25 protein-coding genes are annotated in these 23422 nt (G+C 70.7%); 14 read left to right on the top strand and 11 right to left on the bottom strand.

The window, feature by feature from the left end; genetic code table 11:
- Entirely contained in the window at positions 1-1446 is a 1446-nt protein-coding gene (locus ACFWQG_RS17125; protein WP_378508826.1) for a DUF6924 domain-containing protein, read from the bottom strand.
- Between the two features lie 224 nt (positions 1447-1670).
- Here ACFWQG_RS17125 and ACFWQG_RS17120 point away from each other — a divergent pair, with 224 nt between their 5' ends.
- Entirely contained in the window at positions 1671-2630 is a 960-nt protein-coding gene (locus ACFWQG_RS17120; RefSeq protein WP_378508825.1) for a siderophore-interacting protein, read from the top strand.
- Positions 2631-2644: 14 nt separating this feature from the next.
- On the opposite strand, the gene ACFWQG_RS17115 is transcribed toward ACFWQG_RS17120, so the two are convergent.
- Complete coding sequence (locus tag ACFWQG_RS17115) at positions 2645-3298, bottom strand: DUF3105 domain-containing protein (protein ID WP_378508824.1); 654 nt, start codon at positions 3296-3298, stop codon at positions 2645-2647.
- A 53-nt stretch (positions 3299-3351) separates the two neighbouring features.
- Here ACFWQG_RS17115 and ACFWQG_RS17110 point away from each other — a divergent pair, with 53 nt between their 5' ends.
- Positions 3352-4563, top strand: a complete 1212-nt coding sequence (locus tag ACFWQG_RS17110) for a winged helix-turn-helix domain-containing protein (protein WP_378508823.1) — start codon at positions 3352-3354, stop codon at positions 4561-4563.
- Positions 4564-4575: 12 nt separating this feature from the next.
- Here the strand turns inward: ACFWQG_RS17110 and ACFWQG_RS17105 are convergent, their stop codons facing one another.
- The 3 genes from ACFWQG_RS17105 to ACFWQG_RS17095 all read right to left on the bottom strand — a co-directional run bounded on the left by ACFWQG_RS17105 (position 4576) and on the right by ACFWQG_RS17095 (position 6906).
- Positions 4576-5850, bottom strand: coding sequence for a hypothetical protein (locus tag ACFWQG_RS17105; RefSeq protein WP_378508822.1), 1275 nt, complete (start codon positions 5848-5850; stop codon positions 4576-4578).
- 10 nt (positions 5851-5860) lie between these two features.
- Entirely contained in the window at positions 5861-6295 is a 435-nt protein-coding gene (locus ACFWQG_RS17100; RefSeq protein WP_378508821.1) for an SRPBCC family protein, read from the bottom strand.
- Positions 6296-6393: 98 nt separating this feature from the next.
- Positions 6394-6906, bottom strand: coding sequence for a toxin-antitoxin system HicB family antitoxin (locus tag ACFWQG_RS17095; protein WP_378508820.1), 513 nt, complete (start codon positions 6904-6906; stop codon positions 6394-6396).
- 280 nt (positions 6907-7186) lie between these two features.
- Here ACFWQG_RS17095 and thyX point away from each other — a divergent pair, with 280 nt between their 5' ends.
- From thyX to ACFWQG_RS17080, 3 genes are all read left to right on the top strand, one after another.
- Positions 7187-7939, top strand: a complete 753-nt coding sequence (gene thyX, locus ACFWQG_RS17090) for an FAD-dependent thymidylate synthase (RefSeq protein ID WP_378508861.1) — start codon at positions 7187-7189, stop codon at positions 7937-7939.
- 68 nt (positions 7940-8007) lie between these two features.
- Positions 8008-8913 (top strand): 4-hydroxy-tetrahydrodipicolinate synthase, encoded by a 906-nt coding sequence (gene dapA, locus ACFWQG_RS17085; RefSeq protein WP_378508819.1) that lies wholly within the window; start codon positions 8008-8010, stop codon positions 8911-8913.
- Positions 8910-11000: a ribonuclease J gene (locus tag ACFWQG_RS17080; protein WP_378508818.1), complete on the top strand. Its 2091-nt coding sequence runs from the start codon at positions 8910-8912 to the stop codon at positions 10998-11000. The genes dapA and ACFWQG_RS17080 overlap by 4 nt, the downstream gene beginning before the upstream one ends.
- A gap of 52 nt (positions 11001-11052) precedes the next feature.
- On the opposite strand, the gene ACFWQG_RS17075 is transcribed toward ACFWQG_RS17080, so the two are convergent.
- Complete coding sequence (locus tag ACFWQG_RS17075) at positions 11053-11832, bottom strand: sulfite exporter TauE/SafE family protein (RefSeq protein WP_378508817.1); 780 nt, start codon at positions 11830-11832, stop codon at positions 11053-11055.
- A 61-nt stretch (positions 11833-11893) separates the two neighbouring features.
- On the opposite strand from ACFWQG_RS17075, the gene ACFWQG_RS17070 reads away from it, so the two are divergent.
- The 3 genes from ACFWQG_RS17070 to ACFWQG_RS17060 all read left to right on the top strand — a co-directional run bounded on the left by ACFWQG_RS17070 (position 11894) and on the right by ACFWQG_RS17060 (position 16581).
- The gene (locus tag ACFWQG_RS17070) at positions 11894-12520 is read left to right on the top strand and encodes a TIGR03085 family metal-binding protein (RefSeq protein WP_378508816.1); all 627 of its coding nucleotides are present in this window, start codon (positions 11894-11896) and stop codon (positions 12518-12520) included.
- Between the two features lie 72 nt (positions 12521-12592).
- Positions 12593-15361 carry a DNA translocase FtsK gene (locus ACFWQG_RS17065; protein ID WP_378508815.1) on the top strand — a complete coding sequence of 923 codons (2769 nt, stop codon included), beginning with the start codon at positions 12593-12595 and terminating at the stop codon, positions 15359-15361.
- Positions 15362-15582: 221 nt separating this feature from the next.
- A complete protein-coding gene (locus ACFWQG_RS17060) occupies positions 15583-16581 on the top strand; it encodes a TerC family protein (protein ID WP_378508814.1) in 999 nt (332 codons plus the stop codon).
- A 47-nt stretch (positions 16582-16628) separates the two neighbouring features.
- Here the strand turns inward: ACFWQG_RS17060 and ACFWQG_RS17055 are convergent, their stop codons facing one another.
- Together ACFWQG_RS17055 and ACFWQG_RS17050 are read right to left on the bottom strand one after the other, a co-directional pair.
- Positions 16629-16910 carry a YciI family protein gene (locus ACFWQG_RS17055; RefSeq protein ID WP_378508813.1) on the bottom strand — a complete coding sequence of 94 codons (282 nt, stop codon included), beginning with the start codon at positions 16908-16910 and terminating at the stop codon, positions 16629-16631.
- 35 nt (positions 16911-16945) lie between these two features.
- Positions 16946-17470 carry an amino-acid N-acetyltransferase gene (locus ACFWQG_RS17050; protein WP_378508812.1) on the bottom strand — a complete coding sequence of 175 codons (525 nt, stop codon included), beginning with the start codon at positions 17468-17470 and terminating at the stop codon, positions 16946-16948.
- Between the two features lie 123 nt (positions 17471-17593).
- Here ACFWQG_RS17050 and pgsA point away from each other — a divergent pair, with 123 nt between their 5' ends.
- From pgsA to ACFWQG_RS17030, 4 genes are all read left to right on the top strand, one after another.
- The gene (gene pgsA, locus ACFWQG_RS17045) at positions 17594-18238 is read left to right on the top strand and encodes a CDP-diacylglycerol--glycerol-3-phosphate 3-phosphatidyltransferase (RefSeq protein ID WP_378508811.1); all 645 of its coding nucleotides are present in this window, start codon (positions 17594-17596) and stop codon (positions 18236-18238) included.
- Positions 18235-18735 (top strand): CinA family protein, encoded by a 501-nt coding sequence (locus ACFWQG_RS17040; RefSeq protein WP_378508810.1) that lies wholly within the window; start codon positions 18235-18237, stop codon positions 18733-18735. Before pgsA ends, ACFWQG_RS17040 begins: the two co-directional genes overlap by 4 nt.
- Before the next feature lie 86 nt (positions 18736-18821).
- Positions 18822-19199, top strand: a complete 378-nt coding sequence (locus ACFWQG_RS17035; RefSeq protein ID WP_378508809.1) for a helix-turn-helix domain-containing protein — start codon at positions 18822-18824, stop codon at positions 19197-19199.
- Positions 19200-19388: 189 nt separating this feature from the next.
- Entirely contained in the window at positions 19389-20204 is an 816-nt protein-coding gene (locus tag ACFWQG_RS17030) for a PspA/IM30 family protein (RefSeq protein ID WP_378508808.1), read from the top strand.
- A 68-nt stretch (positions 20205-20272) separates the two neighbouring features.
- On the opposite strand, the gene ACFWQG_RS17025 is transcribed toward ACFWQG_RS17030, so the two are convergent.
- The 3 genes from ACFWQG_RS17025 to ACFWQG_RS17015 are packed head-to-tail and all read right to left on the bottom strand — an operon-like array spanning position 20273 to position 22172.
- Positions 20273-20878: an energy-coupling factor transporter transmembrane component T family protein gene (locus ACFWQG_RS17025; protein ID WP_378508807.1), complete on the bottom strand. Its 606-nt coding sequence runs from the start codon at positions 20876-20878 to the stop codon at positions 20273-20275.
- The gene (locus ACFWQG_RS17020; protein ID WP_378508806.1) at positions 20875-21555 is read right to left on the bottom strand and encodes an energy-coupling factor ABC transporter ATP-binding protein; all 681 of its coding nucleotides are present in this window, start codon (positions 21553-21555) and stop codon (positions 20875-20877) included. Before ACFWQG_RS17020 ends, ACFWQG_RS17025 begins: the two co-directional genes overlap by 4 nt.
- Positions 21556-21563: 8 nt before the next feature.
- Positions 21564-22172 carry a biotin transporter BioY gene (locus tag ACFWQG_RS17015; RefSeq protein ID WP_378508805.1) on the bottom strand — a complete coding sequence of 203 codons (609 nt, stop codon included), beginning with the start codon at positions 22170-22172 and terminating at the stop codon, positions 21564-21566.
- A 228-nt stretch (positions 22173-22400) separates the two neighbouring features.
- On the opposite strand from ACFWQG_RS17015, the gene ACFWQG_RS17010 reads away from it, so the two are divergent.
- Positions 22401-22574, top strand: coding sequence for a hypothetical protein (locus tag ACFWQG_RS17010; RefSeq protein WP_378508804.1), 174 nt, complete (start codon positions 22401-22403; stop codon positions 22572-22574).
- A 71-nt stretch (positions 22575-22645) separates the two neighbouring features.
- Entirely contained in the window at positions 22646-23353 is a 708-nt protein-coding gene (locus ACFWQG_RS17005) for a PIG-L deacetylase family protein (RefSeq protein ID WP_378508860.1), read from the top strand.
- Positions 23354-23422 lie beyond the last annotated feature (69 nt).

Here is a 23422-nt window from a genome sequence, read left to right as displayed (position 1 = left end):
TTAGGCGAATCCGCGGTAGATTCCGTCGGGTCCGGCCGCGGAGGTGAAGTCCTCGAAGTCCATGTTGGCGAGGGAGAGATTGTTCTCGATGGACCACATCTGGGACGGAATCACCCGAACCGTTCCGCCCCGCGACCGGTCGCTTTCGGTGGGGCTGGTATCGACAGCGAGGATCGGGTGCTCGGGATCGGTGATGGTAGTGGTGTCGGCAAGGAACGCGTAGTACACCGGCTGATCTCCGATGTCGTCGAGTAGTTGGTTGATCGTCATGCCGTCGTACTCCCGGTTGTCGATGCACGTCAGCACGGCAACGAAGTCGGATTCGTCGCCGACGCCGGGTGCCATCGCCGACGCGGCCACGCTCCGCCAGGCGTCGTCGTCGGTGAAGTCGGTCCGGATCAGTAGCGACACCCCGTGGCGGTCCCCGAGATAGTCGTCGAGTCGACGACCCGTACCCAGCGATTCGGATGCCTCGGTCTCGGTCTTCGCCGCGGCATCGCGGTTGAGGGCGTCACGGATCTGTTCAGGTGTGGCGGCCGGCAGGGCGGCGGGCTCGATGGATTCGATGATCCGCGTGCAGTCGTCCGGGTCGATCGGGGTGTGGCTGCGGATCTCGTAGGTCCAGGGCCCGACCGACAGCGCATGCCTCACCGGGACGTGCTGGGTGGACCATCCGGGGTCGGGTTCGCCGACGTCGGTGATCCACTGGCGCAGCGTGAAGAAGCCGTGTTCGGCGGTGACCTGGAGTTCGAGGGCACCCGTTCGGGGATCGCCATCGAGCGGTTCGGCGGTGATGGTTCGCGGCACCCAGGTGACGCGTGGCCTGGGCAGCTGCTTCAGTGCCGCCATCTTCTCTTCGTATTCGCGTTGGGCCGGGGTGACGAAGCCGTCCTGCTTCTCGCGGGCAGGGCCGGTCCACTCGAACAGAGCCGGGTCGACGTCCTCATCGAGCGTGGGGTTGGCCAGTTCCATCACCTGACTTCCCACTGTCCTCGACAAGACAAGGCCGAGTTCGGCGTCGATCACGTACGCGACCTCGCCGCCGGATGCGGCATTGATGAACCGAACCCGCCAGCCCGAACGACCACGACACTCGACCGGTTCCGGGGTGCTCGGTGCAGTCAGGTGCGGCTCGGTGCCCCGCTCCTCCAGCGGCCACATCAGGTACGAGGTGAGGAGGGTCTGCGGAGCATCTCCGATGGTCATGACCCACCGATTCGGGGACTTGACCGAGTGCACCATCATGCCGTCATCGGACCTGCGGTATTCGTCGGTGTCGTTCTCGATGTACGTCACCTCGCCGGCGGCGTTCTCGACGCGCCACGATGTCGGTGGTGCGAACCACACGCGTCCGGTATAGCTTCCGTCCGAATACATTTCGGCTCCGACGGGTCGACCCATCGTGCTGAAGTTCAATCCGCGCACCCGCGGCCAGGTCATCGACATCTGCCCAACCTAGGTCACCGCAACGACAGGGACATCGGACACGGATGCAACACCTCGACGAGGGCGGGGGTACCTGCCGATGTGGAGGCGCGATTGTGGGTATCGCGGTGACGCTCGTCGCCTGACTGTCTGGCGCACCCACGGCCGTGTGTAGCCTTGCCTAAGTTCATTGCCCGCATCGGTCGACACCGCCGGTGTGCCGCCACCCGCGCCGAGGAGCCCCGATGCCCGACCCGACTCCGGACCCCGTGCGACCCGGCTACCGCCCCTACCGCGCCACGGTCACCGAGGTGCGGCGGCTGAGCCCGCACTTCGTCCGGGTCGGATTCACCGGTCCCGACTTCGTTCACTTCGCCGACCACGCACGCGATCAGCGGGTGAAGGTGGTGTTCCCGACCGCCGACCGCTGCTACGCGGACCTGGGTGTCGACGACGAGGAGGCGTTGCTCCGGGGCGACTGGTACGCCCGCTGGCGGGACCTGCCCGACGAGCACCGCAGCCCGTTCCGCACCTACACCGTTCGCGCCGTCGACCCGGCGCGCCGCCGCGTCGACATCGACTTCGTCGCACACACCGAGGCGGGCCGTCCGGTCGGCCCCGGCTCCACCTGGCTGCACCGCGCCAGCCCCGGCGACGACCTCATCATCGTCGGCCCCGACGCCCGCAGCGCGGACTCGGCAGGCGGGATGGACTGGAAGCCGGGCACCGCGACCGAACTCCTGCTCGCCGGTGACGAGACCGCGGCACCCGCCATCGCGGGCATCCTCGAGCGGCTGCCCGCGGGATGCCGGGCCACCGCGCTCGTCGAGGTGCCGGAGCCGGCCGACATGCTCCCGATCGCCAGCGCCGCCGACGTTGACCTCCGGTACCTGCCGCGCGGCGGGGCCGCCGTCGGCTCGCTCCTCGTGCCCGCCCTGCACGACTGGCACGGCACCCACCGCAAGCTCGTCGACGCCGCGCGGGCGGCCGGGAGTCAGCACCTCGACGACATCGACGTCGACGACCAGATCCTCTGGGACTCGCCCGAACCCGAGCCGACCGGCGACTTCTACGCGTGGCTCGCCGGGGAGGCCGCGGTGATCAAGCAGCTCCGCAGGCTCCTCGTGACGGACTGGGGCGTCGACCGCAGGCGGGTCGCATTCATGGGGTACTGGCGGAAGGGGCTCGCGGAGCGCACCTGCTGACCGCGGCCAGACCGTCAGCGGAACGGGACGGTGTCCGGGTCGTCGGGGTCGACCGGTGACGGATCGAACGGCGGCGGGTCGTCGGGGTCGAAGCGGCCCGGCAGGGTGGAGCAGGTGGCGCCCGGCTCGGGGAAGGTGGCCGGGTTCAGCCGCAGCGCGGTGACGAACCGGTCGATGCGCGGGTCGTCGACGCTGTCCACCGGCAGCTGATGCCCCCACGACTGCAGTGAAATCGGCACCGGCAGGCCCGGATACGGCGACATCAGCAGATAGCTGCGCCCCTCCACCCGCTCCGCGAGCCGATCCAGGTCGGCGCCGCGCACCCGGTCGGGGTCGTACGCGATCCACACCGCGCCGTGCTCGAGCGAATGCACGATGCTCTCGGTGCGCACCGCGGTCGGGTACACGAGACCGTTGCATGCCGCCCACACCGCGTCGTGCGGTCCGCCGACCGGCGGTACCAGGTCGTAGTCGACCCGCTGCGTCGGACGGACATGCAGACCGGCGGGGGGTTCGACGATCACGATGCCCTCGATGCGCACCGACGGATCCGGGTTGTCGAAGGACGGCACGAACCGGTCGGGGGTCGCGGTGCCCTCGACCGTCGACCCGCATCCCGCCGCGGACAGGGCAACGGCGGCGGCGATGATCGGGATCGCGATGCGCACGACCGGATCGTAGCCGCCCCGGTGATGTCGGTGGCCCGTGACAGGGTGAGCGCATGCTGACGATGAGTGCGTCCGCGGCGCGGCGGGCCGCGCTGGCCGCGCAGGGGTTTACCGACCGCAGGCCCGCCGCGACCCCGACACGGCGGCACGTGCTCGCCGCGGTGCGCCGGACGGGGCTGCTGCAGCTGGACTCCGTCTCGGTGGCGGTCCGGGCCCACTACATGCCGGTGTTCAGCCGGATCGGTGGTTACGACCGTGCACTCCTCGACGCCGCGGCGTGGCGCGACACCGCAGCGAAACCCCGTGCGCTGGTGGAGTACTGGGCGCACGAGGCGGCCCTGATCCCGGTCGACGACTGGCCGCTGCTGCGCTGGCGGATGCGGCGGTACGCCGACGGCCGATGGGAGGGGGAGCGGCGGGTCCTCGAACGAAACCCCACCCTCGGCAGGGACATCCTCGACGCCATCACCGAGGTCGGCGCCGCCACCGCAGGCGACGTCGAACGGCACCTCAGCATCTCCTCCGAGCGGGGCGGGCCGTGGTGGGGGCGCAGCGACACCAAGGTGATCTGCGAACAACTGTTCGCCTCGGGACAGCTGTCGGTGGACCGCCGGGTCGCGTTCGCCCGGCACTACGACCTGGCCGACCGGGTGCTCCCCACCCACGTGGTCGCCGTCGACGTCGACGAATCGGACGCGATCCGGGAACTGGTCCGCCGCGCTGCCCGGTCGCTCGGCGTCGCGACCGCGGCAGACCTGCGCGACTACCACCGGCTGTCGGCGGCCCAGGGGCGTGCCGCGATCGCCGACCTCGTCGACGAGGGCACCCTGATCCCGGTGGCGGTCCGCGGCTGGGACGAGGCGGCGTACCGGCACGTCGATGCCCGCACCCCGCGCCGCGCGACCGGAACCGCGCTGCTCAGCCCGTTCGACCCGCTCGTCTTCTTCCGGCCCCGCACCGAACGGATCTTCGGGTTCCGGTACCGGATCGAGATCTACACGCCCGCCGCCCAACGGGTACACGGCTACTACGTGTTCCCGTTCCTCCGCGACGGGGAACTGGTGGCGCGGGTGGACCTCAAGGCCGACCGCGCGGCCGACGCGCTGCGGGTCCCGGGCGCGTTCGTCGAGGACGGCCACCACCCCGGCGAGGTCGCCGAGGCGCTCGCGATCGAACTGCGGTCGATGGCGACGTGGCTCGGGCTCTCCGACGTCGCGGTGGGGGACCGGGGCGATCTGGCGGCGACCCTCGCGGCCCGGCTGTGACCGGCGGCGGTTCTACGGCAGGTCCAGGCCCGGCGCGGTGACCAGGGCGATCACCTGGTCGACCGTCGGCACGGCACCGAGACCGCCGAGGTCCACGGTCACCGCGGTGCCCGACGGGCGGGTCGCCGTCACGTGCGTGGTGCCGTACTCGCGGTGCGTGCGCACCCGGGTGCCGTCCGGACGCGGCTCGCCCGCCGCGCGCGACTCCGACGGTGCCGGTGCGATCACGACCCGCAGTCGGGACTCGCCGCCGGAACCCGACAGCGTGACCTCCGTGCACACGGACGTCCGGCCGGCGCCGGTCAGTTCGAGGGACCCGAGCGGCCGGTCGGGGGTCGCGGGCAGCGGACCGAGCGCAACCAAGGCCGCGTCGAGCGCACCGTTCAGCCGTTCCACGTCGGCGCGATCGAGCGGTGCACCGGACCCGTCCGGTGCCGCGCCGCAGCCCATGCGTGCCGCGGGAGTGCCGACGGGAACTGTTGTGGTGGTGCGCAATCCGGGTTCGGCCGCGACCCTCGCCAGCTCGTCCACCGTCAGGGGCAGGGCGCCGCTGTGGGTGTCGCCGTCCGTGTCATCCACCGACACGTCGACGCGGGATCCATCCGGTGTGTACGCGGTCGCGCCCGCGGTGCGGGTGCGCACCCCGCCGCGCTCGAACCAGCTGTCGAGGACGTCGACGACGGTGCCGTCGGCGAGGGTGCGCCGCTCGTCCAGTGCCCCCGCGACGCAGTCCGGCGGCGTTCCGCTGCCGGCGCGGACGGCGGTGCGTAGCGTTCCCGACCCCTCGCCCCGGACCAGGAAGCCGCGCGACTCGCTGACGCCGGACACGTCCTCGGGTGCGACGTCCTCCGGAAGCTGGTCGGGGTTCATGCGAAAGATCGGCTGGAACAACAGCATCCGGCGCGGAGCGTCGAATCGCACGTCGGCGTCGGTCGGGAGCGCGGCGCGCAGCGCGTCGGTCATCGCGGTCGCCTTCGGCGCCGTCAACCAGGCGAAGTCCGGGTCGCCGTAACCGTACGACGCGCCGTACATCGTCCAGCCGGAGCCGGTGACCGGCGGCGGTGGCGGCAGCACCTCGGCGCAGCCCGGAATGTCGACCGGATACGCGACGGGTTCGGTGACATAGGTCGGGGCGGCCGGACCGGTGTCCGGGTGGTCGCGGGGCAGCACCGATGCGGCCCCGAACCCAAGCGCGACGATCCCGGCCACGACGGCGGTGTCCCGCCACGACCACCGGGCCCGACTGGTGTCGGGCCCGGGGCTCTGCCGCGGTTCGGTCACCCTCACCCGCCCGGCGTCAGCCCTCGACGAACTTCGTCAGGCCCTTCGACGCGGTGTCGAGGGCCATCTTCTGCGCCTTCTTCACCAGGAAGCCGGGCACCGGGATCTTCGGGTCCACGGTCAACGCGAAGTCGACGTGGGTGGTGCCGTCGCCGTTGTCGGTGAGGACGTAGCTGCCGTCCTGCTGCTTCTGCTGGCTGCCCTCCACGAGCGTCCAGGACAGCTTCTCGTCGCCCTCGTAGGAGTAGTCGACGACCTGCTCGTCGGTGATGCCGATGACCGAGACCGTCATCCGCACCCGGTGCGGACGCCCGTCCGGGTAGGTGGTCTCGACCGCGACCGATTTGTGCGCCGACGACCACTCGCCGAGCCGCTCGACCGCGACCAGTGCCGCCATTACCGTCGCCGGATCGGCCTTGACGTCGAACTGCTTGGACCCGGATACCGCCATGTGGGACCCACCCCTTCTGATTGCCGCGAACGTGACGCGTCAGTCAATCACCACCGGTGGTGACGACCGCCGACGACCGAACCTTACCCGTGAGTCAGTTACAGGCCGAACCGCGTGTTCTCCCGGCTGCGCCGCATCTGATCGCTCAGTGCACCCTGCACGGCCTGCGCGACCCACGAGTTCAGTGACACGCCGTTCTGTGCCGCTGCCTCCTCCGCGCGCGCCTTGACCTGCTCGACCAGGCGCAGCGTCACCCGGGAGATGTCCCCGCTCAGGTCGTCGAAGTCCGAGGTCGGCGGCCGGGTCCCGGTCGTGCCGTCCCCGCCGGGCGGTGTCGACGCGGCGGGCTGCTCGGGATCGGTGGCGCGGTCGGTGCCGGTGATCTCGACGGTCGCGTCGTTCCCGGTCAGCCGGACGTGCACGGCGCGGTCGCCGAGTTCGGCGGACACCTCCGCGGCCAGATCGGACAGTGCGCTGATCACCATCAGGCGGGCCGAATTCTCTGCGGCGTCGGCAAGGGCCTCCGCGATGCGGCGGGTGTTGTCGTCGCCGAGGGCGGCCGCCGCCGTCAGGTCGCGGCGCAGGGATTGGGTGTAGGTCGACAGGTCCATGACGTCAGTGTGGCGTCACACATGACATCAGTCAAGGGCATGTTGACGCCAGTTTGGCGTCATCGCTGGGTGGGGTCCGGTGCGCGGACGTCGGGTGCCCGCGCCCGCCCGTCCTTCCGGGTGCAGGTGGGCGGCGAGCGAACGGCACATTCGGTCGATCTCATCGACTGAACGCTTCCGTTCACTCGGAGTGGTGGGGGCGGTGGGGGTGGATAGGGTGCGGGCAGGAGCCGATTCGCGGCGACGGAGGGAAGGCGGTGGTCCGGTGGCGCATGATTCCGTGCGGCGAGCGGTGTCCCTGAACGTGCAGCTGATCGCGAGGACCGAGTTCCTCGCGCCCGCGGATGTCCCGTGGGACACGGACGCCGACGGGGGTCAGGCGCTCGTCGAGTTCGCCGGGCGGGCCTGCTACCAGAGTTGGAGCAAGCCGAACCCGCGCACGGCGACCAACGCCGGGTATCTGCGGCATCTGCTCGAGGTCGGGCACGACTCGGTGCTCGAGCACGGCAGCGTCAGCTTCTACGTCACCGGCATCTCGCGCTCGTGCACCCACGAGCTGATCCGGCATCGGCACCTGTCGTTCTCGCAGCTGTCGCAGCGGTCGGTGTCCGAGCGCGACGCCAACGTCGTCGTGCCGCCCGCCATCGCGGGCGACCCCGCACTGGAGGCGCTGTTCGAGTCCGCGACCGAGGCCAGTCGCGCGGCCTACGGCGACCTCCTCGACGCGCTCGATGTCGCACTCGCCAGCGTGCCCAACGGATCGTTGCGGGCCAGGCAGGCCAGGCAGGCCGCCCGGTCGGTGCTGCCCAACGCGACGGAGACGCGCCTGGTGGTGACCGGCAACTATCGGGCGTGGCGGCACTTCATCGCGATGCGCGCCACCGAGCACGCGGACGTCGAGATCCGGGAGGTCGCGGTCGAGTGCCTGCGGCAGCTGATCGTTGCCGCGCCAAACGTGTTCGGCGACTTTGAGATTGCGACGCTCGCCGACGGCTCCGAGGTGGCGGTCAGCGAGTTCGACGCCGGCGCCTGACCGGGCGTCGCGGGCCGGGTGTGATCGGTGTGCGAAGTGGGCGGCGCCACCGGGTAACCTTGACAACCATGACCAATGCTGAATCCGCACCAGTCGAGCGTCCGTTCGGCACCATCCTGACCGCGATGGTGACCCCGTTCACTGCCGACGGAAAGCTGGACGTGGATGCGGGTGTGCGGCTGGCCACCCATCTCGTCGACGGAGGCTGTGACGGCCTGGTGCTTGCCGGCACCACCGGGGAGTCTCCGACCACCACCGAAACCGAGAAGCTCGAACTGATGCGCGCGGTGATCGACGCCGTCGGCGACCGCGCCAAGATCGTCGCTGGCGCGGGCAGCAACGACACCGCGCACAGCGTCGAACTGGCCAGGGATGCCGCCCGCGCGGGTGCGCACGGCCTGCTGGTCGTCACCCCGTACTACTCGAAGCCGCCGCAGGCCGGCCTGCTCGCGCACTTCACCGCGGTCGCCGACGCCACCGACCTGCCGGTGATGCTGTACGACATTCCGCCGCGTTCGGTCGTTCCGATTGCTACCGAGACCATCTACCGGCTCGCCGAGCACCCCCGGATCAAGGCGGTCAAGGACGCCAAGGGTGATCTGGTCGCCGGCGCCGAGCTGATCGCTAACACCGACCTGGAGTTCTACTCCGGTGACGACCCGCTGAACCTGCCCTGGCTGTCCGTCGGCGCCGTCGGATTCGTCAGCGTCATCGGGCATCTCGTGCCCGGCAGGCTGGGTGAGCTGCTCGACGCCTACCGGTCCGGTGACGTCGCCCGGGCCACGCAGATCAATGCCAGCATGCTCCCGCTGATCCGGTCGTTCGGCCGCCTCGGTGGTGTCACCGGGTCGAAGGCTGGACTGCGACTGCAGGGCATCGAGGTCGGTGATCCGCGGTTGCCCCAGGTACCGCCGACACCAACGCAAGTCGAGGAACTGGCAGCGGATCTGCGCGCGGCGGGAGCACTGTCGTGACCCGCCCGGAGCGCCGCCGCAGCGCGCGCCGCCAGGCCGGACCGCCGAGCATCGCGCAGGCGGCTCCCGAGACGCCGATCGTGACCCACGTGCCCGATACTGCGCCCGCGACGAAGGCCGCCCCCGCGAAGGCCGCCCCCGCGAAGGCCGCCCCCGCGAAGGCCGCCCCCGCGACGGCCGCCCCGGCGCAGGCGGCCCCGGCAACGGCCGCCCCCGCGACGGCCGCCCCCGCGAAGGCGGCCCCGGCCAAGGCGGCGAAGTCCCGGAAGGCGGCGGCCGAGCGGGCAGCCGAACCGGCGCAGGAGAAGCAGGCCAAGGACAAGGCGCCGCGGCGCCGTCGCGGCCAGGGCGGAAACAAGGCGCCGAGGCAGTCGAAGGGTCGCCCCGACGGACTCGCCGCTGTCGACCCGACCGAGCGGCTCGGTCTTCCGCCGAAGGCACCGCACAACGGCCTGCGGGTCGTCGCGCTCGGCGGCATCGGCGAGATCGGCCGCAACATGACCGTCTTCGAGCACAAGGGCAAGCTGCTCATCGTCGACTGCGGCGTGCTCTTCCCCGAGGACCAGCAGCCCGGCGTCGACCTGATCCTGCCGGACTTCGCGCACATCGAGGACCGGATGGACGACGTCGAGGCGATCGTCCTCACGCACGGCCACGAGGACCACATCGGCGCGGTGCCGTTCCTGCTCCGGATGCGCCCGGATGTGCCGGTGATCGGGGCGAAGTTCACCCTGGCGCTGGTCGCGGCCAAGTGCCGCGAGCATCGGCAGCGGCCGAACCTCGTCGAGGTCGTCGAGGGTCAGATGACCACCCACGGCCCGTTCGAGTGCGAGTACTTCGCGGTCAACCACTCGATCCCGGACGCGATCGCGGTCGCGATCAAGACCTCCGCGGGTGTCGCGCTGCACACCGGTGACATCAAGCTCGACCAGCTGCCGCTCGACGGCAGGCTCACCGACCTCGCCGGGTTCTCGCGGCTCGGCGACGAGGGTGTCGACCTGTTCCTCGTCGACTCCACCAACGCCGAGGTCCCCGGCTTTGTCACCCCCGAACGCGAGATCGGCGGGGTCCTCGACGGCGTCATCGGCAAGGCGAAGCAGCGGGTGATCGTCGCATCCTTCGCCAGCCACGTGCACCGGATCCAGCAGGTCGTCGACGTCGCGGTCCGCTACAAGCGCAAGATCGCGTTCGTCGGTCGCTCGATGGTCCGGAACATGCAGATCGCGCAGGATCTCGGCTACCTGACCGTGCCGGACGGGGTGGTCGTCGACATCGACACCGCCGCGAACCTGCCCGACGACCGGCTCGTGCTGATCTCCACCGGCTCGCAGGGCGAGCCGCTGTCCGCGCTGTCGCGGATGGCCCGCGGCGAGCATCGCCAGATCAACATCCGCGCCAACGACCTGGTCGTGCTCGCGTCGTCGCTGATCCCCGGCAACGAGAACTCGGTGTTCGCGGTGGTCAACGGCCTCGCCAAGCGGGGCGCGACCGTCGTCACCCAGCAGAGCGCGAAGGTGCACGTCTCCGGGCACGCGTCCGCGGGTGAGCTGCTGTACCTGTACAACGCGGTGCGGCCGACGAACGCGATGCCGGTGCACGGCGAGTGGCGGCACCTGCGCGCCAACGCCGCCCTCGCCGCCGCGACCGGTGTTCCGGAGGAGCGGATCGTGCTCGCCGAGGACGGCGTCGTCGTCGACATGGTCGACGGGCTCGCCGAGATCGTCGGCCGCGTCCCGGTCGGGATGGTCTACGTGGACGGCAACTCGGTCGGCGACGTCGGCGACTCGACCCTCTCGGACCGGCTGGTGCTCGGCGAGGGCGGGTTCATCTCGATCTCCCTCGCGGTCGACCAGCACACCGGCAAGGCCGTGAGCACCCCGCAGGTGCATGGGCGCGGCTTCTCCGACGACCCGGCCGCGCTCAAGGAGGCGGCGGTGCTCGTCGAGGCGGAACTCGCCCGGCTCGCCGGGGAGGGTGTCACCGATACCCACCGGATCGCGCAGGCCGTCCGCCGCGTCGTCGGCCGTTGGGTCGCCGACAAGTACCGGCGTCGGCCGATGATCGTGCCGACCGTCATCGGCGTCTAGCATCGTCACCTCACGCGACCCCCGGTGCCTCCGCACCGGGGGTCGCGTCACGTCAGGCCAGCAGGCGCCACAGGCCGATCAGGCCGAGCACCACGATCGCGGCGCGTAGCGCGTTCGGGGACAGCCGGCGACCATAGCGGGCGCCGATCGACCCACCGATCAGCGAACCGACGGCGATCAGCCCCGCCGCTGCCCAGTCGATCCGATCGAACGCGACCAGGGTGTACGCGGCGGCCGCGACGATGTTCACCAGCAGTGCGAGCAGGTTCTTCGCCGCGTTCATCCGCTGCATCGACTCCGGAAGCAGGGCGCCCATCACGCCGACCAGCAGGATGCCCTGCGCGGCCGTGAAGTATCCGCCGTAGACGCCGACCGCGAACGTGCCCGCGGTCAGCGCGAGCATCCGACCCGTCCCGACGTGGTCGGCGGTGCGTCCCGCTGCCTCCGCCCTTGCCCGCGCCCACGCCTGGATCCGCGGCCCGGCAATGACCAGGGTCAGCGCGCCGACCAGCAGGACGGGGACGATTGTCACGAACGCCTCGTCCGGCAGGTGCAGCAGCAGCCACGCGCCGAGGCAGGCGCCGAGCAGCGAGGCGGGGATCTGCCAACGCAGCCGATCCCATTGGCCGCGCAGTTCCCTGCGGTACCCCCACGTCCCGGACACGCCGCCCGCGACGAGACCGACCGCGTTCGACATCGTCGCTACCACCGGCGGGTAGCCGAACGCAACGAGGGTGGGAAAGGTGACCAGGGTGCCGGATCCGACGATCGCGTTGATGCCGCCCGCGCAGAACCCGGCGAGGGCGATGACGATCATCTCGGCGGCGGTCATGTCGGCACGCTATCGAGGGCGTGGACCCCGCCGACGCGCGGGGAGCGGTAGCGTGCGCGCCATGAGCCTCGCCCATGACGAACGACTCGCGTTGGTGGCGACGATGACCTCGGTCGGACCGGAGGCGCCGACGCTGTGCGCGGGCTGGACCACCCGCGACCTGGCCGCGCACCTGATCCTGCGGGAACGTCGACTCGACGCGGCGCCGGGGATCCTGGTGGCGCCCCTGGCCGGGCACACCGCGCGGGTGCAGGCGGGGATCGCCGCCCGCCCGTACCCGGAGCTGCTCAAGCTGGTGCGGACCGGCCCGCCCGCCTGGTCGCCGCTGCGTTGGTTCGACGCGCAGGCCAACCTGGGGGAGATGTTCGTGCACCACGAGGACGTCCGGCGCGCCGGTGCCGGCTGGGAGCCGCGGGACCTGGGTGCCGACTGGGACGGTCCGCTGTGGTCGCTGGCGAAGCGGATGACGCGGATGGCGTTCCGGAGGGCGCCGTGCACGGTCGTCGTCGAGGCGGGGGAGGGGCGGCGGGTGATCCCGCGCCAGGTGGCGGGGGCCGATCAGGTGACCGTGGTGGGCACGCCGCCGGAGCTGGTGTTGTACGGCTTCGGCCGCGACGCGGTCCGGGTCGCGTTGGACGGCCCGGACCGGGCGGTCGCCGCGGTCCGGGCGCTGACGCGGGGCGTCTGATCGCGCTGCTCCGGCGCTGGGGCGAGTGTTGCGGATGGTCCCGGTGGGGCTGGAGCGACTAACCTGGCCGTCATGGCAGGTAAGTCCGGGACCCGATCCACCACGAGCACGCCGCGGTCCGCACCGCGGGGCGGGGCCTCGGGTGGGTCGTCGGCCGCCCGGGGCGCGAAGGGGGCGGGAGCGAAGGGCGCGACGGCGCGCAGCCGGACCACGAAGACCGTCAGCACCCCCCGCAAGGCAACGGCGCCGCGACCCGCCACGCGCAGGCCCGCGAACCGTAGGCCCGCGCCCCGGAAGTCGGGCGGCGCGCTCCAGTCCGTCGGCGCCGGACTCGGCCGGGGGTGGACGCTGATGGCCCGCGGGGTCGGGGCCGCGACCCGCACCGTCGGGCGCGCGGGCGACATCGAGCACGGGCATCGGCGGGACGGGATCGCGCTCGGCCTGATCGCGGTCAGTGCGGTGATCGCCGCCGCCATGTGGTTCTCGGCGGGCGGCCCGGTCGGCGGGTGGATCGAAACCGGGGTTCGGGGGTTGTTCGGCGGTGCCGCTGCGATGCTGCCCGTGGTCGGTGTCGTGGTCGCGGTGATCCTGATGCGCACCGAACCGAAACCCGACATCCGTCCCCGTCTGGTGCTCGGGTCGCTGCTCGTCGCGGTCCCCGCGCTCGGCGTCTACCACGTGATCAGCGGGGAACCGCGGGACGCGGACGGGCGCGCAACGGGGGCGGGCATCGTGGGGTCCGTCGCTGGCGGCCCGCTCACCGACGGCGTCACCTTCTGGCTGTCGGTGCCGCTGCTGCTCCTCGCGATGTGCTTCGGTGTCCTGCTGCTCACGGGGACGACGGTCCGCGAGGTTCCGGCGCGGCTGCGGGCGTTGGTCGGGGCGTCGCATTCGGACGGCGAGCACGAACCGTATGACGACGAGGAGGACGTCGGCTCCGAGTACGGCGACCACGAGCCGGACTACCTCAGGGGGCTGCGCAATCTGCGCCCGTCTCGGCGGCGCGCCGAGGCCGACTACGACCCCGCGCTCTTCGACGCCGACGGCTACCCGGTCGACGACGACCGCGCCGCGGACGGCTCCGGTCGGTACGGCGTGAACTCGTCCGGGTACGCCCGCTTCGACGACCATCCGGTCGCGACGGACCCGGAATCGAACTATCCGCTCGACGAGGGATACGCGCCGACCGAGGTGCTCGTCCCGGACGCGGAGTTCGCCGCCCCGGCCGCACCCGCCGCGCCACCCGCGCCGAAGCCGAAACCGAAGCCCAAGCCGAAGCAGGCGGCGACACCGCCGCCGAAGGCCGACGACGAACCGGAGATGCTGATCCCGGATCGGGTGGTCGAGGGCGACTACACGCTGCCGCCCGCGTCGCTGCTGATCGACGGCGATCCACCGAAGACCGGGAGCTCCGCGAACCAGGCGATGATCGACGCGATCTCCGAGGTGCTCCTGCAGTTCAAGATCGACGCCGCTGTCACCGGCTACACCCGCGGTCCGACCGTCACCCGCTACGAGGTGGAACTGGGTCCGGGTGTGAAGGTCGAGAAGATCACCGCCCTGGCCCGCAACATCGCGTACGCGGTCGCGACCGACAATGTGCGGCTGCTGGCGCCGATCCCCGGCAAGTCCGCGGTCGGTATCGAGGTGCCCAACACGGACCGCGAGATGGTCCGGCTCGCCGACGTGCTCACCGCCCCGTCCACGCGTAAGGACCACCATCCGCTGGTGATCGGCCTCGGCAAGGACATCGAGGGCGACTTCGTCAGCGCGAACCTGGCGAAGATGCCGCACCTGCTGGTCGCGGGTTCCACCGGTTCCGGCAAGTCCAGCTTCGTCAACTCGATGCTGGTGTCACTGCTGCAGCGGGCCACCCCGGACGAGGTCCGGATGATCCTGATCGACCCCAAGATGGTCGAGTTGACGCCCTATGAGGGCATCCCGCACCTGATCACGCCGATCATCACCCAGCCGAAGAAGGCGGCAGCCGCGCTGGCGTGGCTGGTCGAGGAGATGGAGCAGCGGTACCAGGACATGCAGGCCAACAAGGTCCGGCACATCGACGACTTCAACAAGAAGGTCCGGTCGGGGGAGATCACCGCGCCGCTCGGCAGCGAGCGGGTGTACCGGCCGTACCCGTACATCCTGGCGATCGTCGACGAACTCGCGGACCTGATGATGACCGCCCCCCGCGACGTGGAGGAGGCGATTGTCCGGATCACCCAGAAGGCGCGCGCCGCGGGAATCCACCTGGTGCTGGCCACGCAGCGGCCGTCGGTTGACGTCGTCACCGGCCTGATCAAGACCAATGTGCCGTCCCGGCTCGCGTTCGCGACGTCGTCGCTGACCGACTCGCGGGTCATCCTCGACCAGCCCGGCGCGGAGAAGCTGATCGGCATGGGCGACGGGCTGTTCCTGCCGATGGGCGCGGGGAAGCCGACCCGCATGCAGGGCGCGTTCATCACCGACGAGGAGATCGCGGCCGTCGTCGACTTCACCAAGAATCAGGCCGAACCCGAATACACCGAGGGCGTCACCACCGCCAAGGCCGCCGAGAAGAAGGACGTCGACCCCGACATCGGCGACGACATGGACGTGCTGCTGCAGGCCGTCGAGCTGGTGGTGACCAGCCAGTTCGGATCCACGTCGATGCTGCAGCGCAAGCTGCGGGTCGGGTTCGCGAAGGCGGGGCGGTTGATGGACCTGATGGAGACCCGCGGCGTCGTCGGGCCGAGCGAGGGGTCGAAGGCGCGCGAGGTGCTGATCAAACCGGATGAACTGGACGGTCTGCTGTGGTCGATCCGCGGCGGCGACCCGGACGAATCCCCGTCCGACGACTGACCTGCTCGTTCGTGGCGAGCGGCCGATGCTGTGATTGAATGGGGAGGCTTTGGAGGGGAGTATCCCCGTGATCCGTGGCAACCTCGTCAACACGATCGGCGCCGTCGCCGCTCCGGGGTTGTCGGTCGATCGACCCGGGGCGGCACGCGGTGACGCGGCCGGCCGGTGACGTTCGGCGGGAGAGACCTCCGGTGTCCTGATCGACTACCGGAGGTCTACGAGTGCACATCACACCCCTGATCTGGATCGTCACCTGCGTGGTGATCCTTGGCCTGTTCGTCTTCGACTTCTTCGCGCACGTGCGGACACCGCACGCACCAACCCTGCGGGAGTCCGGCTTCTGGTCGGCCGTCTACATCGGCATCGCGATCCTGTTCGGCCTGTTCGTCATGTGGCAGTGGGGAACCGGCGCCGGCGGTGAGTATTTCGCCGGGTACATCACCGAGAAGGCGCTCTCGGTGGACAACCTGTTCGTGTTCGTCATCATCATGTCCAGCTTCGCGGTGCCCCGCGAATACCAGCAGAAGGTGCTGCTGATCGGCATCGTGATGGCGCTGGTGCTGCGCGGTGTGTTCATCGCCGTCGGCGCGGCCGCGATCAACGCCTACAGCTGGGTTTTCTACCTGTTCGGTTTCTTCCTCGTGTACACGGCGATCAAGCTGGTCAAGGACCACGGTGACGAGGCAGACGCGGAGGAAAAGCGCGAGAACCGGATGGTCTCGATCGTGCGCCGGTTCGTGCCGGTCAGCGAGGTGTACGACGGCGACAAGCTGGTCACCAAGATCGACGGCAGGCGTTTCGTCACCCCGCTGCTCCTTGCCCTCATCGCGATCGGCTTCACCGACATCCTGTTCGCGCTCGACTCGATTCCGGCGATCTACGGTCTGACCAAGGAGCCGTACATCGTCTTCACCGCGAACGCGTTCGCGCTGATGGGCCTGCGGCAGCTGTACTTCCTGATCGGTGGCCTGCTCGAACGGCTGGTGTACCTGTCCTACGGTCTGTCGATCATCCTGGCGTTCATCGGCGTCAAGCTCGTGCTACACGCGCTGCACGAGAACACCCTGCCGTTCGTCAACGGCGGCGAGCACGTCACGGTCCCCGAGATCAGCATCGCGTTCTCGCTGACCGTGATCATCGGCGTGCTGATCGTCACGACCGTCGCCAGCCTGATCAAGACCCGTGGCGACAAGGACAAGGAGCCGACGACCACGGCGTGATCGCTTGTCCGCCCCGTCCCGCGTCCGCGGGGCGGGGCGCACCTGCGTCAGGCGAAGGCGCCCATCACCGGCGTCCACTCGGTGAACCGGGCACGGTCGACGAGGCCCGCCCGCCCGAACGGATCGTCGGCGAACAGGGCGCGGGCGGCGTCGACGTCCACGGCTCGGACGAGAATCAGCGCGCCGCTGCCGTCGGCGTACGGGCCGGTGCTCAGGACGGTGCCCGCGTCGACGAGGCCGGCGAGCCACCCGCGGTGGTCGGGGCGGATCTCGTCGCGGGCCGCCGCGGTCGCGGCGGCATAGCTGTATTCGACGGCGATGACGGGCATCGGAACTCGCTTTCGTTGGGGGAGGCAGGGGCGGGTCAGAGGGTCAGCAGCATGCGGGTGTTGCCGAGCGTGTTCGGCTTGACGTAGCTGAGGTCGAGGAACTCGGCGACACCGGTGTCGTAGGACCGGCACATCTCCGCGTACACCTCCGCGGTCACCGGGGTGCCCTCGATCTCGACGAAGCCGTGCCTGGCGAAGAAGTCGACCTCGAAGGTGAGCACGAAGACCCGCTCGAGTTCGAGTTGCCGCGCAACGCCGACCAATCGGGCGACAACGAGGTGGCCGACACCACGTCCCTTCACCGTCGGGTCGACCGCGACGGTCCGGATCTCACCCAGGTCGCCCCACAGCACGTGCAGCGCGCCGCAGCCGACGACCTCGCCGCCGATCTCGGCGACCCAGAACTCCTGCACCGCCTCGTACAGGGTCACCAGGTTCTTTTCCAGCAGGATGCGGCCGGCGTAGATGTCGATCAGGCGCTTGATGTCCGGGACGTCCGAGGTGCGTGCGCGGCGGACGAGCAGCGGGTCCGGGTCGGACTGGGCAACGCCTGAAGTCATGGGGTGAACAGTAGTCGGGGCACGAAACGATATTCTGGGCGATGTGCCGTCCCGTCTTATCTCCGCCCGCGTCGCTGACGCCTCGGGCGTGCGCCCCCGTTGCGCCGGTCGCGGAGCCCGAAAATGACCGCGCAGCAGCGGGCCTCGGACGGTCTCGCGGTGTCGTCGACCGAGGGCTCCGACGCGGCGGCTGGGCGCCCCGTCCCGGTGCTGAACATCGCGAACGTGCTGACGATGCTCCGGATCCTGCTGGTCCCGGTGTTCCTGCTTCTGCTGTTCGTCGGCGACGGGCACGAGACGCCGTGGCGGATCGCGGCGGCCGCGGTGTTCGCGATCGCGGCGATCACCGATCGGATCGACGGCCAGGTGGCCCGCAAGTACGGGCTGGTGACCGACTTCGGCAAACTCGCGGACCCGATCGCGGACAAGGCCCTGATCGGCGCGGCGCTCGTCGGCCTGTCGATCCTGGGTGACCTGAGCTGGTGGGTGACCGGCGTCATCGCCGCCCGCGAAATCGGCGTCACCGTCCTGCGGTTCGCGGTCCTGCGGCACGGGGTGATCCCGGCCAGCCGCGGCGGCAAGGTCAAGACGTTGGTGCAGTCCGTCGCGATCGGTCTGTATCTGCTGCCGCTGTCCGGTGCCGTGGCGACCGCGGCCGCCGTCCTGATGGGTGCCGCGGTGTTGCTCACCGTCGTTACCGGACTCGACTACGTGATTCAGTCGATCCGGCTGCGCGCGGGCGTGCACACCCGCCACCCGGCGCCATGACCGATCCGCTGACCGACGGCACCGAGGTCGTCGCGCTGGTTGCGGCGCTGACCGAACGACGGGAAACCGTCGCGACCGCCGAATCCCTGACCGCCGGGCTGCTTGCCGCGACGATCGCGGGCGTGCCCGGCGCCAGTGTTGTGCTGCGTGGCGGACTGATCGTGTACGCCACTGACCTGAAGGTAGGCCTGGCCGGGGTGTCGGCGGCGACGCTCGCCGCGGACGGCCCGGTCGCCGCGAGCACCGCCGCCGAACTCGCCACCGGGGCTGCCGCGCGCTGCGGCTCGGACTGGGGGATCGGGCTCACCGGTGTCGCCGGACCCGACCCGCAGGACGGCACCCCGGTCGGAACGGTGTTCCTCGGGGTCGCGGGCCGGGACGGGGTCGCCGTCCGGCGGCTGACGTTGCCGGGTGGTCGCTGGGAGATTCGCCGCGCGGCCGTCGCCGAGGCCGTGTCGGACGTCCTCGGTCGCGTGCGTTCCGGTGCGGCGGGATAGGGTCGGGAACCAACTCGACATGGCGGCTCGTTGAACCAACAGGACTCGTCGTACGACCCGTCGGGGGCAAGTGAAGGAGGTGCCAGATGACCGTGTTGTTGCGAGAAGCGCTCGGGGACAGTCTGCGGCGCACGAGGGTGGCCCAGAGCCGCACGCTGCGCGAGGTGTCGAGCTCGGCGCGTGTCAGCCTGGGATACCTTTCCGAAGTCGAACGGGGGCGGAAGGAGGCGTCGAGCGAACTGCTCGCCGCGATCTGCGACGCGCTCGACGTTCCGCTGTCGGACGTGCTCCACGACGTCAGCGAGACGCTGTCGGACGCGACCGCGGTACGTGCCGGGGCCGTCAGTACCGAGACCGCGGGCTCCGCGATGCCCGAGGTCGTGCACGCGGCGGCGCCGCGCATCGACGGGGACACCCGGGTGGTGATTCCGGCGCCGCAGGCGACGGCATTGGCCGCCGCCTGACGGTCCGCTCGGGGGCGGTTCGGTCGGTCCGCTCGCTTCAGCCGGACCGGATTCGGGTCGGCGCGGATGGTTCGCGGTGGTGCCGGATCGCTGTAGATTCGACGAGGACAGTGGCGCAAGGCGGTGTGCGACGGTCGCGCACCGGGTCGCGGATGACGCGGCGCATCAGATGGAGGCAGGATCACACCCATGGCTAACCCGTTCGTCAAGGGCTGGAAGTACCTGATGGCGCTCTTCAACTCGAAAATCGACGAGAAGGCGGACCCGAAGGTTCAGATTCAGCAGGCAATCGAGGACGCGCAGCGCCAGCACCAGGCACTCTCGCAGCAGGCCGCATCGGTCATCGGCAACCAGCGCCAGCTGGAGATGAAGCTGAGCCGCCAGCTCGACGAGGTGGAGAAGCTCAACGCGAACGCTCGTCAGGCCGTCACCCTGGCGGACCAGGCCGCCACCGCGGGCGACAACGAGAAGGCGATCCAGTACACCAACGCCGCCGAGGCCTTCGCCGCACAGCTGGTGACGGCCGAACAGTCCGTCGAGGACCTGAAGGTGCTGCACGACCAGTCGCTGCAGGCGGCCGCGCAGGCGAAGAAGGCCGTCGAGCAGAACGCGATGGCGTTGCAGGCCAAGGTCGCCGAGCGCACCAAGCTGCTCAGCCAGCTCGAGCAGGCCAAGATGCAGGAGAAGGTCAGCGACTCGCTGCGGTCGATGGACGCCACCCTGTCCGCGCCGGGCAACACCCCCAGCCTCGACGCGGTGCGCGACAAGATCGAACGCCGCTACGCGGACGCGCTCGGCTCCGCGGAGCTGGCTCAGAACTCCGTCCAGGGACGGATGATGGAGGTCCAGCAGGCCAGCGTGCAGATGGCAGGCCACAGTCGTCTCGAGCAGATCCGCGCCTCGATGAAGGGCGACGCGCTTCCGTCGGGGGGCGGTGCCACTCCGGCGGCAGCGCCGCAGACCCCGGCGGCTGCCCCGAAGACCGAGGGTCCCGCCGCGCAGTAGTTCCACACCGACGCCAGGCCCGGTCCGGACATCGTCCGGGCCTGGCGTCGTTTTCCGACCCGCGTTCGTCAGTCGTCGACGCCGCGCGCGGCGAGGGCCTCGCCCATCGCGTCGGCCGTGCGGACGGCACCGATCACGACCGGGACGGCCAGGGCCCGCAGGGAGAAGCCGAGACCACGGGCCTTGCGGGCCTCGGTCACCTCGGCGACCAGCCCGGCAAGCAGCGGGATGCAGCGGATCGTCATCGCCAGCACCAGACCGACCCGGTTGGGGTCCACCCCGAACCGCCGGAACGGCCCGAGGATCCGGTGCAGCGCGTCGAGCATGTCCAGTACCCGGGTGGTCAGGGACACCAGTGCCGCGACGGCGACGGACAGCAGCAGCACCCCGCACACCACCAGCGCGCGTCGCCACCCGGTGAAGACGACCTGAAACACCGCGATGAACGCGAGCATCCACAGCACCGGACGCAACTGGGCGAGCACCACCCGTGCGGGGATGCGGGCGATGCCGAACCCGGCGATCACCACGACCGCGGCGGGCGCCAGCTGCCACGGCTGCCGAACGAACGCCGCGAGCCCGATGAGGAACAGCACCAACCCGATCAGCTTCCCGCCCGCGGGCAGCCGGTGCAGCACGGACCGCCCCGGTCGGTACAGGCCGAGCGTCGTCACCCGGCGAGCCGTCGATAGAAGCCGATCGCCTCGGCGGGCGCGCCGTCGGCGGCGACGCCCCCGGAGTCGATGACGATGACCCGGTCGAAGTCCGCGAGCAGGTCCAGATGGTGGGTCACCGCGATCAGCTGCTGCGGCAGCGCCGCGAAGGTGTCCGAGACCAGCCGGGTGTTGCGCAGGTCCAGCAGCGTGGTCGGCTCGTCGGCGACGATCACCTCGGGCTCGGTGACCATGATCGCCGCGAGCGCCAGCAGCTGCTTCTGCCCGCCGGACAGCTGGTGGGTGGGGTGGTCGGCGTGCCCGGCGAGCCCGAACCGGCCGAGCACGCTGGCGACCCGCGCGTCCCGGTCGGCGGCGGGCAGCCCCGACCGCTTGAGGGAGAACGCGATGTCCTCGGCGACGGTCGGCATGATGATCTGATGGTCGGGGTCGGTGAACACGAACCCCACCTTGCGACGCACCTTCCTGCCGTCGCGGGCGGTGTCGAGTCCGTCGACGGTCACCGTCCCGGCGGTGGGGACCACCAGCCCGTTGATCATTCGTGCGAGTGTCGACTTGCCGCTGCCGTTGGCACCGACGATCCCGATGCGGGATTCGGTGAGGGTCAGGTCCACCTCGCGCAGGACGGCGCGTTCCCCGTAGCGGTGCGCGACGGACCGGAACCGGATCTCGGTCATCGGCGGGGTCAGGCGGCGTCGGCGGCGGGCGCCGCTGGCGCCCGGCGGCCGGTCAGCAGGGCGGGGTACGCCCGGTGCACCTGGGCGGCGACGACGGCGGCGACCACCGCCTTGATCGCGTCGCCGGGAAGGAAGGTCACGTTCGCCGACAGCGTGGCCACCAGCGTCAGGTCGGTGCGCAGCAGCATGCCCGCGATCCCGCAGGCGTACAGCACGACGATCCCGCCGAGCAGGTTGATCAGGGTCCCGACGATCGCGTTGTAGCGGGGCAGCGCCTTGACGGTCAGCCACCCGATCAGCGCGGCGGTCGGGATCCAGCCGATCAGGAAGCCCGCGGTCGGGCTGGCCAGCGCGGTCAGGGTGGTGCGCCCGCCTGCGAGGACGGGCAGCGCCATCCCGACCGCGATCACGGTCAGCACGGCCAGCGATCCCTTGCGGGCGCCGAGGAGCGCGCCCGCGACCATCACGCCGAGACTCTGCAGGGTGATCGGCACGCCGGAGGTGCCGATGGTGATGGTGCCGGGCAGGCCGAGGGCGATGATCAGCGCCGCGAAGACCGCGACCTGGGCGAGGTCGCGCGCGGTCAGTGCCGGGGCGCCGGAGATTCGGGAGGACACGGGTGGTGCAGAGCTCCTAGGTGGCGGGGACCGGTCGAGCTTATGTCAGGCGCGTCGGCCGATGGGCTCCTCCACCCGGTCGGGGCGGCCGCGGGGCATGGGGGTTCACCCTGATCTTTCCCTGATCTTGCCGTTGAGCTGGTGATTTACCGGCGCGATCCTGTCAGGCTGGACGGCAGCGGACCGCCAACTCGTGGTGGTTCGGCCCGCAAGAAACGGAGAACCATCGTGTTCTGGAAGATTCTCGGTGTCGTTGCGCTGGTGTGGATCGCACTGGCCCTGGTCGGGGTGCTGGTGAAGGGCCTGTTCTGGATCCTCGCCGTCAGCGCCGTGGTGTTCGGTGTGTACCTGCTGGTCAAGGCGTTCTCGGATTCGGACTCGCAGAAGGTCACGAAGATCTAGGCGTGCTGCCCGGGCGCGTCTCGCCACCCGAACCGGTATCCGGCGGCATGCTCGTTGGCATGGAGCCCACGATCGAACCGATTCCCGAGGACTGGCAGCGCGGCGTGGTGATCGTCGCGCATCCCGACGACATCGAATACGGCTGCGCGGCGGCCGTTGCCCGGTGGACCGCGCAGGGCAAGGACGTCCGCTACGTCCTCGTCACGCGGGGGGAGGCGGGGATCGAGGGGGTCCCGCCCGCCGAGTGCGGACCGCTGCGGGAGGCGGAGCAACTCCGGTCCGCCCGGGTCGTCGGGGTCACCGAGGTCGAGTTCCTCGGCCTCCGGGACGGCACCGTCGAGTACGGCCCGGCGCTGCGCGCCGCGATCGCCGGGGCGATCCGCAGGCACCGGCCCGAGATCGTCGTCACCCTGACTCATCACGAGGCCGTGGTCCCCGGACGCCGCAACAGCGCCGACCACCGGGCCGTCGGGTTGGCCGCACTGGACGCGATCGCGGACGCCGCGAACGAGTGGATCTTCCCGGACCTGCCCGAACCGCGCTGGTCGGGTGTGCGGTGGGCGGCGGTGACCGGGCCGTCCGGGCACACGCACGCCGCTGACGTGACGGCAACGGTCGACCTCGCGGTCGCGTCCCTTGCCGAGCATGCCCGCTACCTCGCCGCGCTCAGCGACGTCCCGGTCGCGGAGCAGGCCGCCGCGCAGGTGGAGATGGCAACCGGTCCGAAGCCCGGATTCCCGGCGCCGCGGGCGGTTGGGTTCGAGTTGTTCTCGTTCTGACCCGCCCGCCGCGATGCGGTGAATGGGGGTTCATGGCGCATTTCCGGCGGCACGGTGGCACCTGAACCC

This window comes from Rhodococcus sp. NPDC058532, assembly GCF_042719255.1.
Lineage (GTDB): Bacteria > Actinomycetota > Actinomycetes > Mycobacteriales > Mycobacteriaceae > Rhodococcus_G.
Note: the sequence above shows the minus strand (reverse complement) of the source record. Positions and strands in the feature narration are given on the sequence as shown.

Excerpts from the sequence above, each read along its gene's own strand:
- ACFWQG_RS17125 (WP_378508826.1), bottom strand. The coding sequence starts at position 1,446 with ATGTCGATGACCTGGCCGCGGGTGCGCGGATTGAACTTCAGCACGATG.
- ACFWQG_RS17120 (WP_378508825.1), top strand. The coding sequence starts at position 1,671 with ATGCCCGACCCGACTCCGGACCCCGTGCGACCCGGCTACCGCCCCTAC.
- ACFWQG_RS17110 (WP_378508823.1), top strand. The coding sequence starts at position 3,352 with ATGCTGACGATGAGTGCGTCCGCGGCGCGGCGGGCCGCGCTGGCCGCG.
- ACFWQG_RS17100 (WP_378508821.1), bottom strand. The coding sequence starts at position 6,295 with ATGGCGGTATCCGGGTCCAAGCAGTTCGACGTCAAGGCCGATCCGGCG.
- ACFWQG_RS17095 (WP_378508820.1), bottom strand. The coding sequence starts at position 6,906 with ATGGACCTGTCGACCTACACCCAATCCCTGCGCCGCGACCTGACGGCG.
- dapA (WP_378508819.1), top strand. The coding sequence starts at position 8,008 with ATGACCAATGCTGAATCCGCACCAGTCGAGCGTCCGTTCGGCACCATC.
- ACFWQG_RS17075 (WP_378508817.1), bottom strand. The coding sequence starts at position 11,832 with ATGACCGCCGCCGAGATGATCGTCATCGCCCTCGCCGGGTTCTGCGCG.
- ACFWQG_RS17070 (WP_378508816.1), top strand. The coding sequence starts at position 11,894 with ATGAGCCTCGCCCATGACGAACGACTCGCGTTGGTGGCGACGATGACC.
- ACFWQG_RS17065 (WP_378508815.1), top strand. The coding sequence starts at position 12,593 with ATGGCAGGTAAGTCCGGGACCCGATCCACCACGAGCACGCCGCGGTCC.
- ACFWQG_RS17055 (WP_378508813.1), bottom strand. The coding sequence starts at position 16,910 with ATGCCCGTCATCGCCGTCGAATACAGCTATGCCGCCGCGACCGCGGCG.
- ACFWQG_RS17050 (WP_378508812.1), bottom strand. The coding sequence starts at position 17,470 with ATGACTTCAGGCGTTGCCCAGTCCGACCCGGACCCGCTGCTCGTCCGC.
- pgsA (WP_378508811.1), top strand. The coding sequence starts at position 17,594 with ATGACCGCGCAGCAGCGGGCCTCGGACGGTCTCGCGGTGTCGTCGACC.
- ACFWQG_RS17040 (WP_378508810.1), top strand. The coding sequence starts at position 18,235 with ATGACCGATCCGCTGACCGACGGCACCGAGGTCGTCGCGCTGGTTGCG.
- ACFWQG_RS17035 (WP_378508809.1), top strand. The coding sequence starts at position 18,822 with ATGACCGTGTTGTTGCGAGAAGCGCTCGGGGACAGTCTGCGGCGCACG.
- ACFWQG_RS17030 (WP_378508808.1), top strand. The coding sequence starts at position 19,389 with ATGGCTAACCCGTTCGTCAAGGGCTGGAAGTACCTGATGGCGCTCTTC.
- ACFWQG_RS17020 (WP_378508806.1), bottom strand. The coding sequence starts at position 21,555 with ATGACCGAGATCCGGTTCCGGTCCGTCGCGCACCGCTACGGGGAACGC.